Annotated in this window: 16 protein-coding genes; 4 read left to right on the top strand and 12 right to left on the bottom strand. The window is 44.1% G+C overall.

The genetic code is table 11. The features are described 5' to 3' along the window. Window positions 1-75 precede the first annotated feature (75 nt). The gene (locus tag GQY27_RS06195; protein WP_160032678.1) at window positions 76-330 is read right to left on the bottom strand and encodes a DUF2164 domain-containing protein; all 255 of its coding nucleotides are present in this window, start codon (window positions 328-330) and stop codon (window positions 76-78) included. Between the two features lie 338 nt (window positions 331-668). Between GQY27_RS06195 and GQY27_RS06200 the strand changes: the two genes are divergently transcribed. Continuing rightward, window positions 669-2,372, top strand: a complete 1,704-nt coding sequence (locus tag GQY27_RS06200) for a glutamine--tRNA ligase/YqeY domain fusion protein (protein WP_160032679.1) — start codon at window positions 669-671, stop codon at window positions 2,370-2,372. A 50-nt stretch (window positions 2,373-2,422) separates the two neighbouring features. On the opposite strand, the gene GQY27_RS06205 is transcribed toward GQY27_RS06200, so the two are convergent. Beyond that, on the bottom strand, window positions 2,423-3,388 hold the full coding sequence (locus GQY27_RS06205) for a helix-turn-helix transcriptional regulator (RefSeq protein ID WP_160032680.1): 966 nt from the start codon (window positions 3,386-3,388) through the stop codon (window positions 2,423-2,425). A gap of 102 nt (window positions 3,389-3,490) precedes the next feature. Here GQY27_RS06205 and GQY27_RS06210 point away from each other — a divergent pair, with 102 nt between their 5' ends. Then, complete coding sequence (locus GQY27_RS06210) at window positions 3,491-4,312, top strand: alpha/beta fold hydrolase (protein ID WP_160032681.1); 822 nt, start codon at window positions 3,491-3,493, stop codon at window positions 4,310-4,312. Window positions 4,313-4,401: 89 nt separating this feature from the next. On the opposite strand, the gene GQY27_RS06215 is transcribed toward GQY27_RS06210, so the two are convergent. Next, window positions 4,402-5,601, bottom strand: coding sequence for an MFS transporter (locus GQY27_RS06215; protein ID WP_236570507.1), 1,200 nt, complete (start codon window positions 5,599-5,601; stop codon window positions 4,402-4,404). A 220-nt stretch (window positions 5,602-5,821) separates the two neighbouring features. Between GQY27_RS06215 and mobA the strand changes: the two genes are divergently transcribed. Further along, window positions 5,822-6,457 carry a molybdenum cofactor guanylyltransferase gene (gene mobA, locus GQY27_RS06220; RefSeq protein WP_160032683.1) on the top strand — a complete coding sequence of 212 codons (636 nt, stop codon included), beginning with the start codon at window positions 5,822-5,824 and terminating at the stop codon, window positions 6,455-6,457. Window positions 6,458-6,567: 110 nt separating this feature from the next. On the opposite strand, the gene GQY27_RS06225 is transcribed toward mobA, so the two are convergent. The 9 genes from GQY27_RS06225 to GQY27_RS06265 form a co-directional block, all read right to left on the bottom strand. Then, complete coding sequence (locus GQY27_RS06225; protein ID WP_328802966.1) at window positions 6,568-7,395, bottom strand: aldo/keto reductase; 828 nt, start codon at window positions 7,393-7,395, stop codon at window positions 6,568-6,570. Between the two features lie 272 nt (window positions 7,396-7,667). Then, complete coding sequence (locus GQY27_RS06230; protein ID WP_160032685.1) at window positions 7,668-8,762, bottom strand: stalk domain-containing protein; 1,095 nt, start codon at window positions 8,760-8,762, stop codon at window positions 7,668-7,670. Window positions 8,763-8,854: 92 nt separating this feature from the next. Beyond that, window positions 8,855-9,874 carry a 1-phosphofructokinase family hexose kinase gene (locus GQY27_RS06235; protein ID WP_328802967.1) on the bottom strand — a complete coding sequence of 340 codons (1,020 nt, stop codon included), beginning with the start codon at window positions 9,872-9,874 and terminating at the stop codon, window positions 8,855-8,857. Window positions 9,875-9,965: 91 nt separating this feature from the next. After that, on the bottom strand, window positions 9,966-13,136 hold the full coding sequence (locus tag GQY27_RS06240; RefSeq protein WP_160032686.1) for an efflux RND transporter permease subunit: 3,171 nt from the start codon (window positions 13,134-13,136) through the stop codon (window positions 9,966-9,968). Window positions 13,137-13,199: 63 nt separating this feature from the next. Continuing rightward, window positions 13,200-14,114 (bottom strand): TetR/AcrR family transcriptional regulator, encoded by a 915-nt coding sequence (locus GQY27_RS06245; protein ID WP_160032687.1) that lies wholly within the window; start codon window positions 14,112-14,114, stop codon window positions 13,200-13,202. Window positions 14,115-14,336: 222 nt separating this feature from the next. Beyond that, window positions 14,337-14,651, bottom strand: coding sequence for a DMT family transporter (locus tag GQY27_RS06250; RefSeq protein WP_160032688.1), 315 nt, complete (start codon window positions 14,649-14,651; stop codon window positions 14,337-14,339). Further along, window positions 14,652-15,011 carry a DMT family transporter gene (locus GQY27_RS06255; protein WP_160032689.1) on the bottom strand — a complete coding sequence of 120 codons (360 nt, stop codon included), beginning with the start codon at window positions 15,009-15,011 and terminating at the stop codon, window positions 14,652-14,654. Then, window positions 15,008-15,616, bottom strand: a complete 609-nt coding sequence (locus GQY27_RS06260; RefSeq protein WP_160032690.1) for a TetR/AcrR family transcriptional regulator — start codon at window positions 15,614-15,616, stop codon at window positions 15,008-15,010. Before GQY27_RS06260 ends, GQY27_RS06255 begins: the two co-directional genes overlap by 4 nt. Before the next feature lie 205 nt (window positions 15,617-15,821). Next, window positions 15,822-17,318, bottom strand: a complete 1,497-nt coding sequence (locus tag GQY27_RS06265; RefSeq protein ID WP_160032691.1) for a phospholipase D family protein — start codon at window positions 17,316-17,318, stop codon at window positions 15,822-15,824. Between the two features lie 260 nt (window positions 17,319-17,578). Between GQY27_RS06265 and GQY27_RS06270 the strand changes: the two genes are divergently transcribed. Continuing rightward, window positions 17,579-18,520, top strand: coding sequence for a MerR family transcriptional regulator (locus GQY27_RS06270; RefSeq protein ID WP_160032692.1), 942 nt, complete (start codon window positions 17,579-17,581; stop codon window positions 18,518-18,520). Window positions 18,521-18,551 lie beyond the last annotated feature (31 nt).

Below are 18,551 nucleotides of genomic sequence, written 5' to 3' on the forward strand. Positions count from 1 at the left end.
CTTCCTTCTAATTAAGATCATAGAAATCAAAGTAAAAGAACATATATGAGAGTAAGACCAACTTAAAAAGCAAAATCAACGAGATAATTTGATGCTTTTCTCTAGAGCGTAAACATCCTCTTCTAGTGAAATCATTCGCTGATTCAATAATACTCGGCAGTCGCTTAAAGCTTGATTGTATACATAGGGTGAGAGCTGTGTCATGAAAAAATCGAGAACTCCATCTGCCGCCAAATCACCAATGGTTTCTCCGCGTTCTGTTTCGAAATAAGCTTGAATTAATCGTATCATTTGATCTTTTTGTTCTTTGGGCAGCTTCATCGCTTTCATAACTAATACTCCTTTAACACCTCATTTCCTTCATGCTACCTTATATTAAGCTTGTCGTCAAAAGGCGAGAGATGCTGTAATTATCCTATTTTAAGAGATGGAAGTTCAATCGATTTATGAATAATTCGCTTGCTTCAGGTTATCTGTACCTAATAACTTGGGAATGCTGATCATATGGGGTATACTGCTCTGCTACGGTCCCCTCTATAATGGATATGATTGCAGCTTACCGTTCCTCGTTATCCTATATTATTGCTGAATAACGCCTGAAAAGGTATATTTAATAGAAGGTATTTTTTGAACTACAGAACTTATTACGTAAAGAAAGGTTGATCATCATGGAGAAGCCGTTAACACCCTCCAATTTCATAAAAAATGTGATCTCTGAGGATCTTCGTACAGGAAAAGTAAAAGAAGTGGTGACCCGGTTTCCTCCGGAACCCAATGGTTACCTTCATATTGGACATGCCAAAGCGATTTGGATTAACTTTGCCCTCGCTGAGGAATTCGGCGGGACGACAAATCTGCGTTTTGACGATACGAACCCAGCTAAAGAAGATACGGAGTACGTAAACTCCATCCGTGAGGATGTAAAATGGCTTGGATATGAGTGGAAAGAGAATCCATTTGCATCCGACTATTTTGAAGAAATGTACAACCGCGCTGTAATCCTTATCAAAAAGGGACTTGCTTATGTGGATGATTCCAGCCCAGATCAAATCCGTGAAATGCGCGGAACCTTGAAAGAACCGGGTACAAACAGCCCTTACCGGGATCGCAGTGTGGAAGAGAACCTCGATCTGTTCACTCGTATGCGTAACGGAGAGTTTAAAGACGGAGAGCGTGTGCTTCGTGCCAAAATCAACATGGCTTCGCCGAATATCAATCTGCGCGATCCTATTATTTACCGTATTGCTCACATCCCGCATCATAACACAGGGGATAAGTGGTGCATCTATCCGATGTATACCTTTGCTCATCCTATAGAAGATGCAATTGAAGGAATCACTCACTCTCTTTGCTCTCTGGAGTTTGAGGACCAACGTCCATTTTATGACTGGGTGATTGAGCATTGTGAACTGGAAGCGAAGCCGCATCAATATGAGTTTGGCCGTCTCAATCTCGCTCAAACCGTAACGAGCAAACGGAAGCTGAAACTTCTCGTTGATGAGAAACATGTAGACGGATGGGATGATCCGCGGATGCCGACGATTTCTGGTCTGCGCCGCCGTGGTTATACACCAGAAGCACTGCGCGAGTTTGTCTATGAGACCGGAATTTCGAAGAGCCAAGGACTGGTTGATCTCGGAATGCTGGAGCATTTTATCAGAGAAGACTTGAAACTGAAGGCACCGCGTACGATGGCTGTACTTGATCCGATCAAAGTGGTAATTACCAACTACCCAGAGGGTCAAGTCGAAATGCTTGAAGCAGAGAATAACCAAGAGAATGAAGAGATGGGTAAACGTGAGATTCCTTTCTCCCGTGAGATTTATATTGAGCGTGAAGATTTCATGGAGAATCCGCCAAGTAAATACTTCCGCTTGTTCCCAGGGAACGAAGTTCGCCTGAAACATGCTTATTTTATTAAGTGCAACGATGTGATTAAAGATGAAGAAGGTAACATTGTGGAGATCCACTGTACCTATGATCCTGAAACGAAGAGCGGCTCTGGATTTACCGGCCGTAAAGTAAAAGGAACGATTCACTGGGTAGAAGCGACTCAAGCAATTCCTGCGGAATTCCGTTTGTTCGAACCGCTTATTAACAAAGAAGAACCGGAAAGCGATAATGAGATTGAGGAAGAGAAGGAAGCAGGGGAACCTGTGGAGAAATCATTCCTTGATGAGCTAAATCCAAATTCGCTTACGATTGTTCAAGGTTTTGTGGAGCCAAACATGAAAGATGCGAAACCGCAAGATAAGTTCCAATTCTTCCGTCATGGATACTTTAATGTGGATCCTAAATATTCAGAGCCAGGAAAACCGGTATTTAACCGGGTAGTATCTCTGAAGAGTTCCTTCCGTCTTCCAAAAGCATAAGAAAACATAAATAAGCCCCTTTCTGTTTCTGACAGAGAAGGGGCTTTTTTTTACACTGCATTTATATGTTTGTTGTACTTTATGACAAGCTCAGCTAAACGGAGACGTATGACTTTTTCAAGTTCAGAAGATTCTATGATGCGGACGTCATCACCTAAACCAATAAAAAACTGAACAAAATAAGGGAGGTCTTTCTTCTGGATCACTCCTTCGAGCCAGCCTGTCTGGTCTTCCCTGATATAAAGCTGCGGTTCTGACCATGGCTCGGCTTCGCATCGCTCAACTCCTCTGCTAGTCAGTTCTGCACGAATGGAGACAGAATCCATCTGCGGTAAAGGCTTTTCTTTAGCCCTCTGTGTAGAGGTGAAAGCTCCGCTCTGATGTTTTGACTTAACGGGTGAGAAAGTAACAGACTTCATTTTGTCACAGCGAAATACACGATTACTTTGTTTTTTGTAACAATAGGCCAAGCAGTACCAATGTCCGTTTCTTGCATAGATTCGCAGAGGCTGAATTTGGCGGATAGAGCACTTGGTTTGCGAGTCATATTCTACACACAATGTTTTTTGATAGATTGCTGCATCCAGTATAAGGGTGAGGTGAGGGGCATGAGCTGTCCGTTTAGGTGTAATAAAATCAACTCTGTTTTTCATTTGGTCAATGCGATCTCGCGTATCTTGCGGCATAAAGTTATAAAATTTCCCTAAAGCTGAGACGGTTTCTGACTCAAATGGAAGAGAATTATAATAGCGAAGGGCGTGCACGGCAAAAAAAATTGCAACAGATTCCTCCACGGAAAAAGCAATGGGTGGAAGCATTCGGTCTTGCAACATGCGGTAACCCCCATGCGGCCCTACTTCTGAATAAAGAGGAACGCCAAGTTCACTCAGCTCTTGAAGATCTCGAAGTATAGTACGTTTGGATACTCCAAATTCACCAGCAAGTTCTCCTACCGTAAAGGCTCGCTTCTGGTTTACAGTCAACATCAATTCCAAAAGCCTTTTAGATTTAGACATGAAATTCATCCTTTATTATCTTAATAATGACTATTTCTGTCACTATTATCTGTTATTTTGTTGATAAGAACCAGAATTCTTATCTATTGGAGGAAATAGTATATGGATCAACAGAATAGAAATCAGTTGCTCAGTAGAAAATATTTTAAATCAGGACCATTACGGCTATCGTATCTAGATTATGGCGGTGAAGGGGATCGTTATCTTATTATGCTGCATGGGCATATGGGAGATGCTAAAACATTCTCTGAGTTGGCTCCCCGGTTAACAGGTTGGCGTGTTCTATGTCTCGACCAACGTGGGCATGGGTGGAGTGATCACCCTCCAGTTGGAGAGTATACAAGAGAAAGTTATATAGAGGACATCTATCGATTCATTCAGAGCGAGCTTCATGGGCAGCAAGTTACCATCCTTGGTCATTCACTTGGTGGAGCTAACGCATACCAGTTTGCAGCACAATACCCCGAACTCGTAAAAGCTTTAATTATAGAAGACATTGGAGCAGTCATAAACAATGATATGTCGTTTACGAGGTCTCTGCCGAAACATTCAGGTTCCCTGAAAGAGTTGCGAGAGTTGTTGGAAAATAACGGAGTGAAGAGCATTGACTATTTTATGGAGAGTATATATGAAAATGAAATAGGGTGGGGACTTCGAGCCGATCTGAAAGGAATACCTATTTCACAACAGCTACTGAACGGAGATTGGTGGAAAGAATGGATGAACACAGTCTGCCCTGCTTTACTAATCAATGGAGGTAAAAGCTTCGTTCTAGATAAAGATCAGGCTGTACTTATGGCAGAACGCAGGGTTAATACTAAGCTTACTCTTTTTGAAGAGTGCGGGCATGGGGTTCATTTGGAAGATCCAGAAGGTTTTTATAAGGCAGTGAGTTCTTTTCTAGAAGAACTATCTTGGAAATAAGGTTTTGATTCCATAAAAGGGCAGGAATGGGTTGAATTATTTTCATCCCATTCCTACCCTTTACGATTTGGATAACAACTTAATTTATATTAGATTTTGACATTGTAGCTTGATGGAAGCGGAGGCTGGTAACCGTATCTACGTACAATATAGTACATCATACCAAAACCGATTGTTCCCACAGCAGCCATGAATACGCCAACCTGATACATAACGGACGCTCCAAAGTTCTGGAACATAAAACCGCCAAATATGCCGGCGATCACACCTGAAATTCCACTCCAGGAGAGCGTGTAGAGCGCTTGTCCAGAGGACCGGTATGGTTTTGGAATGAAGAGCATGGTCAGCTGAGTTCCTACATAAAAATATCCGCCAAATGTAACGGCATGTAGCAGCTGGATAAAGGCAATCTGCATCGGAGTGGTTGCCAGTGCCATCAGTTCCCAACGCAGCGCAAAGAGCAGACTGACGATCGTGAGACAAGCGAGCATGACGGTCATTTTCCGTTTCAGAAAACGGTCAAATAATAGAAACACAGCAATCTCCAGAATAGAGGACATAAATACAGCGAGACCTACCATTTGTTTGCTTCCGCCAAGTTCGGTAATGTACAAAGACATAAACGAACTATTCATGGCATTTGGAATGGACACAAGAATCCCAAGAATCACGAATGTCATGAAATAGGGATTCATGATAACCTGAGAGAATCCGCGCATGGTAACAATCGGTGCATCAGATGATCGCTTAAGACGTGGCAGAAGAAGCGCAAATCCAAAGGCTGTAATGAGCAGAACACTAAAGACTAGGGACATTTGGGAATCTCCGAGCCTGTCCATGATCGGCCCTGCTATAATGGCAGTGAACGCCCAGCCCATGGAACCCCATAGACGAAAGGAACCAAATTTATAGTCTGTTCCATCAATATAGGTCAGAATCATACTGTTCGTCTGTGCAAATAAGGGACTCTGAAAGAAATAGTAAAAGATCATTGCCGTAAAAATAAGACTGTAACTCTGCGCTAGGAATACAGCTTGTACAAACAACAGAGTACCCGCCACCATAATAAGTACGGTCTTACGGATGTTCTGAGTACGATCACTCATATACCCCCAGAAAGGGTTAGCAAACAGAGAAACAAAAGGACCAATGGCCATCAGGCTGCCGATCTCGATTTTCGTCAGACCAATGTCTTGAAGATAAATCTGAAAGAAGCTGGTAAAGACCGCAATAGCCCCATAGACAAAGAAATTATACAGCTTCAGCTGCGAAAAAGAGGACGTACGCAAAGGTAAGCCATTCCTTTCGGTGGAATCATATATTTTTGGCATAAATTCATGTTTTGTTTACACTTTAGCACGTAATTGTAAGGGGATACAATTTATTTTTATTCTAAGATGTTAATGATGTGGATAATACGTGAACAGCAGGCGGCCCTTGTAGGTTATATAATATCTTTAAGAAGGAACATAGCCCTTCTATTTTATTAAGAACGGAGAGATTAGGCAGATGAAGATTGCAGGCATTGTGCTCGCTGGCGGAGCATCCCGGCGTATGGGAACAGATAAAGCTGTACTCGAGCTTGGGAATAGCAGGGTTCTAGACATCATAGCGGGGGAGCTGTCCAGCATGACATCAAAAGTCTATATTGCAACAGGGTCCGTAAGCAGAGAAGAAATGGGTTCTGAGTATATAGAGGTAAAAGATATCTATCCGGGGAGCGGCCCGCTAGCAGGGATTCAAGCAGGAATGCTTCGGGGAGAAGCCGATCTGTATGTGGTTGCTTCCTGTGATATTCCTTTGATTCGTGCAGAATTATTATCTGCGATGGTGGAGGTAATGGAGGTCGATCTTGATTCTGGAATTCAGGCTCTTGTACCGCAGATTAAGGGCCAGATTCATCCCCTGGCGGCAGTGTATCATCATAGCATGATAGATACGCTTGAGACCCAGCTTCGGGAAGATAATCGCAGGGTAAGGGATACACTCTCTAAGCTTTCCGTTCGTTATGTAACCGAATCTGAGCTGGAACTGGTCACGGGCATTCCTGCTTTGCAGATCGAAGAAATGTTTATCAATATGAATGAGAAAGAAGACTATGAGCGGGTGAAACAGATATATGAATCTAGAGATCAGAATCAGTAAGCAGATAAAAAACATGCCCTTAAAGACATGAAATTATTTCCTGGGTGAAAGAATAAATTCATCTTTAAGGGCATGCTCTGTAAACGATTTTATGCGTTGTGGCTGTATATTTAGAAGTTAAAGTTATCTGGGTCTGGGCCAGTACGCTCATCCTTGTTCAGACTGTTGATTGTATTCATGTCTTCTGCAGTCAATTCGAAGTCAAAAATCGCTACATTTTCTTCGATACGGCTTGGTGTAACAGATTTAGGAATAGTAATCGCATCATTCTGCAAATGCCAGCGAAGGATAACTTGAGCTGCTGTTTTGTTATATTTTTTTGCAATCTCCTGAATCAAAGCATTGTCTAATAGTTTCCCATTACCAAGTGGTGACCAGCCTTCGAAATGAATTCCTTTGGATTTGCAGAATTCACGAAGCGGTTCTTGTGTAAGATACGGGTGGAATTCAGACTGATTGACCGCAGGAACCGTTTTGGCTTCGCCCAGCAGATCTTCCAGATGATGAATATTAAAATTACATACCCCAATCGCCCGGACTTTACCGTCGCTGTATAGGCGTTCGAGTGCTTTCCATGTATCTTTATATTTATCTTTTACCGGCCAGTGGATCAAATATAGATCGAGATATTCAAGACCGAGCTTTTCTAAACTGGTTTCAAAAGCACGAATGGTAGCATCATAACCATGATCTGCGTTCCATACTTTGGTTGTAATGAAAAGCTCCTCGCGAGGTACACCGGAATCTTTTATCGCTTTTCCGACACTTTCTTCATTCTTGTACGCAGCAGCTGTATCAATTGCACGATATCCGTGTTGAATGGCATGTTTAACGGCAGTGTAAGTTTCTTCTCCGTCTTTCGCTTTCCATACCCCAAGACCGAGCTGAGGCATTTTCACACCGTTGTTAAGGGTTACTGTATCTTGCAAGTGAGTAATGGTCATAAATTATCCCTCCGTTAATAGATTCTTACTATTATTACACCTATATGGATTAAGCAACGCAGCGGTTTTTTAATCCTTTACTTTCATGCGCATACATATAGTTTCTTGTTTATTTTAGACTTCAGGTCAGGTGAAAGCAAGCTAGTCCACACTTCATACACAAACAAAAGGCCCCTGGAGGCCTTTTGTTTGTGTTAAAAAGTATAGGAATTTGAATACCATATTTTGAAGAACTACGGGTAGATCAAGGTTCTTAATCTAATCCCTCAGCGTTTTGTAAAGGCGGAATAGGGGATAACAAACTTTGGCATGCCATCTCCGAAGGAGGTGTACTCGTATTGCGTGAAGTAGATAACAATTCCATCACTGCTTAGGAAAAAATCACGATCTGGTTCAATTGTCTTAAACGGTGCAATTAGAGGCAGTTTGCGATCCGCGATTTGTTTCTTTATTTGCTGATTGATGATCGTAACATAATCCGACTCGCCGCCTGCGGCCTCTTTCAATGTGAGCAGGTCGCCTGTCGAGAGGTCGAAGGTATAGGCTTCGCGAGCAGTATCACTGTGTGCCCCTCCTAAGTAGACGGAGTAATCAGCGTAGAGACTTAGCAGTCCCTTTTCGTTATAAGTGACGGTAAATCGTCCATCGAAGCTCGGGCGCCGGATTGAAGCATTTGGATCTTTAGCCAACTGAGCGTTGTTTTCTTTAACGACAGGGTCCATTTGTTTTGATCCAGCTGAAACGAAACGGTCAGCTTCTTTTTTCAGAAACTTGTTGATCTTTTGCTGTACCTCGGCATCTTTATACCCAGACAAGACAGGGTAGAACACAAGCAGAGATTTGTCCTCACCGTCTGCTCCGATTGTTTCCGCAGTAATGGAGAGCGCATTTTCCGATATGGCTTTAAGTCCGATGGTCTTTGATTTATTCTCGTACGTTACCTCGTAACCGAAGCTCTCTGACAAGAAACGGAGCGGAAGATACGTCGTGCCGCCTTGCAGGATAACCTCGGGGCCTAAAACGGGCTGGCCGTTCAGAACGTAAGAACTATTTTGGAGACTAATTTCCATTGTACGTTCTCTCCCCGTCACTTGAACGAGCTGGGTAGAAGGAACGTACTTCGTCTTTAATCCTAACGAGGTGTTTAGACTCCGTAATGCAATGTACGTTGAACCATTCTTGTTGATCGTGCCAATGCGAGAACTTTCCCCTTTGATCTTAAAGGGTTGAGAGATAACCGGATATTTTTTAACGGCTGCTGAAGCGTCGTCTGTGGATATATTGGCTGCGATGGGAAACACCATAATGGCGGCAAGTGATAAAGTCAGCGCCTGAGAACGCCACCCCTTTTTTCGATTCATCAATGAAATCACTACCCTTTCGTGTATTGACGTCGTTACATTTTAATAAACGAGACCAAAGATAGAAAGGTTACGGAAACAGGAATATCCGTTCATTCCTGATGAACAGATATTTGCTGCTCCAGTTTGGTTACATCTTCTGTTGATAGGAAACCGGCCATAGGGTGAAGCGCTGCTGAAGTTCCGCATGCGGCACCTTGCCTTAGAATCTCCTCAATGTCACTCGGGTGTTTCAGAGCAGCTGCTACCATACCTGCTACCATCGCATCTCCGCTGCCGAGTGGGCTTACGACGGAGACGGCAGGAACCTTTACGCGGTATAAGCTATCTGCTGATGCAGCTATAGCACCATCCTCACCGAGAGAGATAACGGCAAGCTTTGCACCGGCTTTTACTAGCTGTGCAGCAGCCACCTTAGCAATATCCGGGGTGAGCTCGGTAACCCCGGCATAGCGGGCTGCCTCTTCTGCGTTAGGCTTCACGAGGTCCGGCCCACCTTGCAGCCCTAGTGCGAGCGCCTCGCCGCTTGCATCAAGCGCGGTGCGCGCACCTTGCGCCTTCGCCAGAGCAATCAGCTCGGCGTACAGTCCAGCAGGGCAGCCTTGCGGCAGGCTGCCCGAGAACAAGACCCAGGCGGAGCTTCGCGCCAGGGTCATTACTTTGCGGCGCAGCGCCGCAAGCTCATCGCGGGTGACTTCTGGCCCCGCCTCGATGAGCTCGGTCTGGGTGCTGGGCGATGACCCCAGCACCGTAATAGCCAGCCGCGTTTCACCATGCGCGGCTTCCACAAAGTCGGCTGCGATGCCTTCGCTGCGCAGCCCATCCAGCACTTGCCGGCCCGTATGTCCGGCAACAATGCCCGTGGCGCCTACAGGTGCTCCTAGTAGGCGCAGTACCCGGGCGGCGTTAATGCCTTTGCCGCCTGGGACCGTAATCGCATGTTCAGGGCGGTGCACCTGATCCAGCTTAAAATTTGGCAGGGTGTACACTTTGTCTAGTGCAGCATTTAAGGTAACAGTGGTAATCATCAGTGTAGGTAGCTCCTTAATGGATATGGATTCTTTCATCATACAGGAAGGCTTGAAGATTCCGCTATGCTTCTTCTTAAACATAAAAAAGAGCAATGAATACGCAAGGTATTCATTGCTCTTACACTTTACAAACGATTCACTTAACAAGGCTCCTTAAGGAAGAACGATTAATCTAATCTTCAATCCGTTTTTTCTTAAATTTCATTAAGAATTCATATACGATCGGTACAATAACAAGCGTGAGCAACGTAGAACTGATGAGCCCGCCAATTACCGTAACGCCAAGCCCTTTGGAAATAATACCAGCACTGTTCTCCCATCCAAATACAAGCGGGAGAAGAGCTCCAATGGTAGCTAGAGCCGTCATGAGAATCGGACGAAGACGAGTTGAACCTGCTTCAAGCAAGGCGTCTCGTGTAGACAGACCTTCGTTTTCCTTGTGAATAACGCGGTCAATGAGCACGATCGCATTCGTGACCACGATACCGATCAGCATCAGCGCACCCATCAAAGAGGAGACGTTTAGTGTTTCCCCTGTAACAAGCAAACCGAGTAATGCTCCAATCACCGTAAACGGCAAGGAGAACAGAATGGCAAATGGAGCAAGTCCGCCGCCAAACGTTACGACAAGTACGAAGTACACGATCGCGATCGCAGCCAGCATAGCAAGACCGAGCTGTGTAAAGGTCTCGTTAATTTGTTCGGTTACCCCGCCAAATTCAACATGAACCCCTTCAGGTAAATCCATAGCATCAACCGCTTTTTCAATGGAAGATGAAGCAGAACCAACATCGGAAGCGAGGATGCTCGCCGTTACTTGCACGACCATATCACCGTCAATACGCATGATGGAGTCAGGAGTTGTTCCTTTTTCCACGGTTGCTACTTCTCCAATAGGAACCTTAATACCAAGCGGCGAAGCGACGGTTTCTTTTTCAATCGCTTCAATGCTTCCATATTCTTTACTATCCGTTTTAATGTAGACTTTGTAGGACTTACCGTCCACTTCGACTTCGGTTAGTACCGGACGTTCTCTTTCTGGACTAAGAGTCATCGCGAGCTGCCCGGCAGTAAGTCCGAGAGAGCTGAGTTTTTCTTGATCAGCTACGAGGGTATATTGTTCATACCCTTCTGCTAGAGAAGATTCCGCATCCTCGAAGTTTACGGTATCGTCTTGTACCACTTTTAAAATATCATCAGCAACAGGTTTAATTTGATCAAGACTGTCACCGAAGACGCTGACCGTAAGTGTGCTGCCGCCCATAGCTCCAGCAGCCATATCAAGTGTAGCCCATTCTCCTTCAGGTACACGTTCTTGGAGTCCAGTCAGCAGCTTTTCGCTTTCCTCACTTACCTTGACACCATCTTTAAAGATGACATAGAACAGACCCGAGTTGGAAGAACCCATACTCATCGGATTACCGCCGCCAACAGAGTACTGCATACTTTCAACACCGCTTGCATCGAGAATGAACTTCTCAACGCTTTGAGTGCGTTCTTCTACAGTTTCTTGTGTTGCCCCTGGTTCAGGGCTGTAAGTTACCAGAGTATAATTGGTTCCTTGTTCTGGCAAGAAGCTGGTGCCGATAAAGCGAGTAAGGAACAAGCTGCCCACGAGCAGAACGACTGCTGCTCCTACCGTGATGAGCTTATGATTCAGTGTCCAATTCAAAATTCGAGTATAACCGCCTGCCAGTCGGCTTGGTTTATGCTCATGGTTCTTTTTGTTTTTCAGCCCGCCTCTAAAGAGGGAGTGAGCCATGGCAGGTACGATCGTGATCGCTACAACAAGGGAAGCGAGAAGTGCAAAGACCATCGTAAGTGCGAACGGCATAAAGAGTTCACCGACCATACCGCTAACTAATGCCAGCGGAAGGAATACCGCAATGGTAACAATGGTGGAGGACATAATCGGTACAAACATTTCGCGCGTAGCAGCACCGATCAATTCTCTGCCTTTCAGTTTCTCTCCTGGCAGAGAGAGACGCCGATAAATATTTTCAATAACAACAATAGAGTCATCGACTACCCGGCCAATCGCAACCGTCATTGCTCCGAGTGTCATTACGTTAAGCGTAATATCCATTAGATAGAGTACGGTTAAGGCAATCAGTAGAGAAAGGGGAATCGAAATCACGGAAATAATCGTCGATCTCCAGTCTCGCAGGAAGAGTAGAATGATAAGTACGGCAAAGATGGCCCCAAATAGGGCTTTGGATAACATCGTATGGACGGAGTCTTCAATAGGTTGACCCTGATCAAGAAGAATATCGAGATTAATATGATTGTATAGTTCTTCCAGTTCAGCGGAAGCCTCTTTTACTCCGTTTACAACGTCAACGGTGTTGGCATCATTTGCTTTTACGATAGAGAATCCGATCGATTCTGCACCGTTTGTACGAGAGATTGACTCTGCTTTACCGATGACTTCAATAGAAGCAATATCAGAAAGCTTAACGGTAGGTATCCCTGTCATTTGTGCTGCAGCACCCGTACTCGGAATGGCTTCAGCGCCTTCTTGCCCAGCTCCAGCCCCGGCTTCTGCTCCGCTGTTCGCATCGGCACTGCCCGCAGCACTGCCTTGACCTGAATTAGAAGGAACGACAGGAATCTTCAGATTCTTCAGGTCATCTACGTCGATTACATTACCGTCTACAACAACCGCATTCTCTGTGTTTTCCATGGTGAACAGACCTAAAGGAACACGTAAAGCAGAGGCTTGAACGATTTGTTGTACCGTATCTTCGGTTAATCCGAGATCATTCATTTTGTTTTGGTCGAAGGCAAGAGTAACTTCTCTCGTATATTGACCGGATACCTGAACAGATGCCACGCCATCTACATCTTCAAAGGCAGGTGCGATCTCATTCTCGGCAAGGCGAGTCAAATCTTCGAGGGACTCCCCATCTTTACCAGATAAACTTATGGAAGCTACCGGGAAAGAGTTTATACTGAACTTGGAGATGGTAGGCTTCTGAGCATCATCGGGAAGTGGAACATCGTTTAGCACTTCGCGTACTGCAGCCGTCGCATTGTCCAAATTTGTGCCATAATCAAATTCAATCATGACGGAAGAAACATTCTCCATTGATGTAGATGTAATACTCTTAATCCCATCTACATTACGAAGCGTTTCTTCGAGGGGCTTGGTTACATCCTCAACGACACCTTCCGGGGCTGCCCCTGGATATACCGCAGTGATGTTTAGGAACGGAATGTTGATATTTGGAATCGTTTCTTGCTTCATGGTCAAACCGCTGTACAGTCCGCCAAAGGTCAAGATAATGGTTAGAATCCAGATCGCCAGCTTGTTTCTCAGTGAGAAATTAATTATCCCTTTCATCCGTAGGTTTCTTCTCCTCTCTCATTCACAAAAAAATATTGATCTATTTATAATAGCGCTTATTTATTTGCGCCAAGATAAATACGTGTCAAGCAAATGCTCTAATTGTATGACTTGTTCTTCCAACCCAGTCACTGCACTTAAATTACTAAGCATACCCGTGAGGATCACGCGGCGGGGCTTCATTTCAGTAAGTTCATGTTCCAGTACAAGAATGGACTCGAGCGCTTCGGAGCGAACGAGCTCAGACAACTCTACATTTTTTTCAATGCACTGACGCATTTCCTTCAGTAATAGCAAAGGGTGTTTTTTAGCAGGGCTTTGTGGGATTCCCTCTTCAATCCAGGGGAGCAATAGTTCATGAGGAATAAACGGTTCTCCCCCATGACGCAGTTTCGCTTCTGCCAGATCATCAAGCGTTTCCACGAGATATTCCGCCATTCGCTTAATGGATATAGGCAGTATTTTTGAGAACATAATTTTTATGTAGGAACCCATCAAACTTTGTACTTGAAGCGCCATATCAAGAGTATAAGGATGAATCTGTGGCCCATACACATCAATCATTTTCTGATTGAATTTTTTTAAGACGAGTTTGAACATATCTTCAGGACAATTCTTCTGCGTTAGGCCGCTGTTACCTTGACTGATGGCATCTTGAAATTGAGCAAGAAAAAATTCTTTGAGTTCCAAAAAATTTTCAAGCAAAATTTCAATCTGCCTGCAGAATATTTCTTTCGGTGATAAGTACTGTTCACTCTCCACAAGCACTACTTTGTCATAAATAGACTGAATACAGTAGTGAATCACACTCTGCTGCAGTTCTTCTTTCGATTTGAAGTGAAGATACAGACTTCCTTTAGAGATCCCGCAGGTTTCTGCGATTTCTTGCATGGAGGTTGCCGCAGTTCCTTTGGTAGAAAATAATCCAAGTGCCGTGACTACAATATGTTTCTTTTTATCCGTGGTTGAGTTCATCGTCCAAGATCACCCCTCTCTAGAACTCCACGGTTCTCATTTTGACTAAGAAGTCATGGAAATTATATCTTAATTAAGAGGGCGATACAACTTTACGCTGTAGGTAAGGGTGGGGAGATAACGAGGATAACAGGAGGGAATATAAAGAAAAGCCAAGAATGAAAAGTCAGCAGAAGGCTTCCTTTTCACTTTGGCTTTTGTGCCTTACTATGATACGAAAGTTCAGCCAATAAGTTTCAGTCCAACAGCGGAACAGAGAATCATGGTAATGAATAGTAAACGTTTGGCTTCCTTGGGTTCACCAAATATGAACATACCGACAAGTGTACTTCCTACGGTACCAATCCCTGTCCATACGGCGTAAGCTGTACCCATGGAGAGGGTCTGCATCGCATAAGAAAGAAGAGAGAAACTGAGGAGGAAACTAAGCCCCATGAGCAGCAGATATTTTTTGCCTTTCCCTGTCGTAAGTCCCTTAATCCCAATGACTCCAATAATTTCACTCATTCCTGCGAGAACGACTGCTAACCATGCCATCTAGACAGCACCTCCTTGTGGAGACGAAGACTCTGCCTTGGAAGACTCGTCCGTAACCAGCTTGAGTCCGATCACTCCCACAAGCAAAAGCGCGATCAATAGAACTTTTGTGATACGGAAGGGTTCCCCAAATAGGAGCATTTCAGTTATAACGGTCCCTGCTGTACCGAGACCTGTAAATACGGCATATACGGTGCCGACTGGAAGTTTTCTGGACGCTTCAATGATAAGCCAGAAGCTAGCCGCAATGGATAATAAGGTTCCAATCCATTCCAGCGGGGTCGAGGCGTGCTTAAGACCAGATACCCATAGGACCTCAATAACCCCTCCAAGCACAACAAATAACCAGTAGCGATTCATGATGTAGACTCCTTTTTCTCGAATTGATGTATAATTCCTTTCCAAAATATAGGCCAAGCTGCCTGAAGCCTCTTTTGATAACGAGCCGAGTCCCCATAGAGTAGCTCTACGGATATCCCATCAATCAGTGTCATATAGGCAATGGCAAATTGCATGGCTTCTTCCTGAGAAAGCTCGCCGTCCCAAGCTTCTGATGCAATAAACTTGGCGAGTGTTCTCTCTAGCCCGTCTAAGAAGGGATATACAATATCCATGACTTCCCTATATAAAGCTTGAGGAGGGAAATAAGACATCCGGAGTAGGAATCTGCCTGCATCTTGAGATTCAAATTCTTCTTGAATCCAGTCAAGTAATCCTCGCAGCCTAAGCTCCAGTGGTGTTCCAAGATTTTTTTGCTCCTGAAAAAAGGTAAGGATTCTCCTGCGTTCCAGCCCGAATACATAGCGTACGACATGAAGGAATAAATCCTCCTTGTTTTTATAATGCGCATAGATAGAAGGCTTCTTAATCCCGACTTCCTCGGCGATTTTTCGTAGCGAAGCTCCTTCGTACCCTTCACGAGCGAACTGGGTTAGAGCCACTTGTTTAATAGAGGTTGAACTCATTTTCTATCACCTACCTAACGATCGTTAGTTTAATGTATTTTTTCACAACAGTATGTCGTTGTCAACCTTCTCTTAGCTCATATTGACCGGCATAGCATCTGGACAAACATAACAAAAACCCGCTTTCACAGCGGGTTCTAGACTGTAGACATATGAACAAGTGACATACATAGCGGGTTATCGCCTTATTTTAGTGAAAGATGAGTTAGAACGTAGTGAAACCAAGAGAGTACTGCAGTTTATATAACATATCTTTGAAAAATGGGATATCATCCTTATATTCGGCTAGATCAAGAGTGAATTCGGCATCCTCATTCGTCCACAGACGCTCAAAGTATTGATTCATTTGGGTAACGAGTTTACTGTCTCCGGGAGCTTCCATATAAAGATCATTCTCCAGATTATAATTATTTAGATTGCGCGGCGTAAAATTAGTTGATCCTCCCAAAATCAGCTGGGGTCCGCTGCTTCGCGATAGATACAGAAGTTTGGTATGGTACTGTTCTTTGGTGGTATTGTACCACCTGATTTCAATGTTCCCCTCTGAGTTATCTGTGAGTTCCTGGGCAACGGGGCGATTGGGAATTCCTATTTTTTTCTGACCGAACGCATTTTCATTTGGGTCTAGAATCAGTTTTACCGCTGCTCCCCGTGAAGCAGCCTCAAGCAGTGCTGATTTGATATCACGGTCCGCCAGATAGAACATGCCCATCCAGAGGGTGTCTCCTTTTTTCGCTTCATTGATGAGGTTAACTGCGTATTCAGCAACCTTCCCTTCGGTCAGGTAACGAACTCTGATGGGACCTTGCACGTCTTCATGAGAAGGAGTAAAGGCCGGGAGTTGTCCTCCGCCTGAAATATTGAGGACCGCCTGTTCGGATTTGAGCATATCTCCTATGATATTCCCGCTGACTTCAAAGGCAATATTAGAGTGATAGATACTAGGGTCATGTACATTAGCCGAGGCCACAATCGCGTTTTTCTCACTGGCTACCAGTTTTCGGTGATTGGCTTTTACATTCAAGAGTTTCAGATAAGACCGTAATGTAACATCAGGACCATCGCTTGCCATGAGATTGGGGAGCCATCCGTTACCGGACTGTCCAAACCACTGAAAATAGGTGCGCCATACCGCTGAATACAGCGGTGTAGAGTCGCGAAGTGAATCCACATCCGTAATAACAACCCGTATTCCATGTTGCTTCATTCGCTCGAGCAGTGCGTTTGGATGAGAATTGTAATTGGTATTTACTTCATCTGTAATGAAGACAATTTCCATTTCCGGGTTCTCTTTCTTTTTGTTTACAAGCAGGTTCGTGAATCGTTCACTCGCTTCGGGAAATTTCTGATCGGTATGCTGGTAATTGTTAAATAAAAATAGATCAATGACTAGGAACTGCTGCGCTTCGTCCACAATCTTCTCCATGCGTTTAATAATCTGCTGCTCATGTTCCATCTTTCCATTTGAGGAAGGGTAGGTAAGGTCTGTTATGAAGTCAACATCCTCTACTTGATGGACCTGACCTTCAAAAGCGACACCCTCAGGCAGAGGTTTATTCATTTGATAGACCACAACGGCAGCAAGCCAAACGATATTAACAAGTAAAAACCAAAAGATGAATTTCTTTACCGGCCTATTTTTTTTGGTCGCTGATTTTATAGGGTAAGAGGACGGGGAATAATTTTTAGAATGCTTGTTCATACGAAACATCCCTTCAAGTCGATTAGTTGATATGTACACAGGCATACATAAGTAGGTAAGTAGGTAGCCTGAACTCTATTAACACCAACATACACCTGTTGAAGCAGTGTCCTTTTCCTGTATACAAGAATAGAAAAGTGAGGGTTATCGACAGTAAATTTTGGTTTGTGTATAATGAATGTACTATTTTTGTAGAATGTTTAAGGAGACTTCTCCTTAAGGTACGGACCGGATGATAGAAGAGAGTGAGTGAATGCCTTTTGTATTCAATTAAACAGGTTACTGAAATGTTGGGTATTCCTGCCGTAACCCTGCGGGCGTGGGAGAACAGGTATCACGCGGTGGAACCCCTGCGAACAGATTCCGGATACCGAATCTATACGGAAGAAAATGTAGAAGATTTGCGCTGGCTCAAAGAACAGATCGATTCTAACCATATGAGTATTTCCCATGCAGTACGTTTGTTAAAGACACATAAGGAAGAACAAAGCAAAGCAGATGCAATACTTGCAGAGCCTATGCCACAGAGTGGAAATGAAGATGCGTTTCGGAAAATGGAAGATCAAATTTACCAGTCTTTGTTTCAATTTCAGGGGGAACGAGCAAACGCATTGATTGATTTTGGATTTACGATGTACGGATACGATGCGATGTTTTATCAAGTGCTGGTGCCTATACTGATTCGGGTAGGGGATGCGTGGGAGAAAGGACGAGCTTCGGTTGCTCAAGAACACTATATGACACAGCTGATCTCTCAGCGGTTTTATCAGTTCTTTCATTTATTCCCGATTTATCCTCACTTACCAAAGGTGCTGGCCATGTGTCCAGAAGGAGAACATCATCAGGTCGGTCTAATGCTCTTCAGTTTATTCTTAAGAAAGAATGGAGCAGAGGTACTTTATCTAGGTGCAAATACACCTATCGAGGGAGTGCTTCCCATTCTCAAGGATCAGAAGATTGATCTTGTATGTATATCGGTGACGAATGAAGAGATGGCCAAAACAGCGGACGATGTGATAACAACGATCCTGAAGCATGCTCCAGATATACAGTTTGCACTCGGTGGACAAGGATATAATAAAATAAAAAAACCGAAGTATCCGCAGTGGATCATGACAGGAAGTGCTCATGATTGGCAAGACTGGTTTACAGAAACGTATATGGCGAAATCTCATCCAGGAGATCTATTTTTGAAAAGATAGGAATAGCATACTTTTGAAACAGCAACGATAA

It is taken from the genome of Paenibacillus sp. An7, assembly GCF_009870785.1.
Lineage (GTDB): Bacteria > Bacillota > Bacilli > Paenibacillales > Paenibacillaceae > Paenibacillus.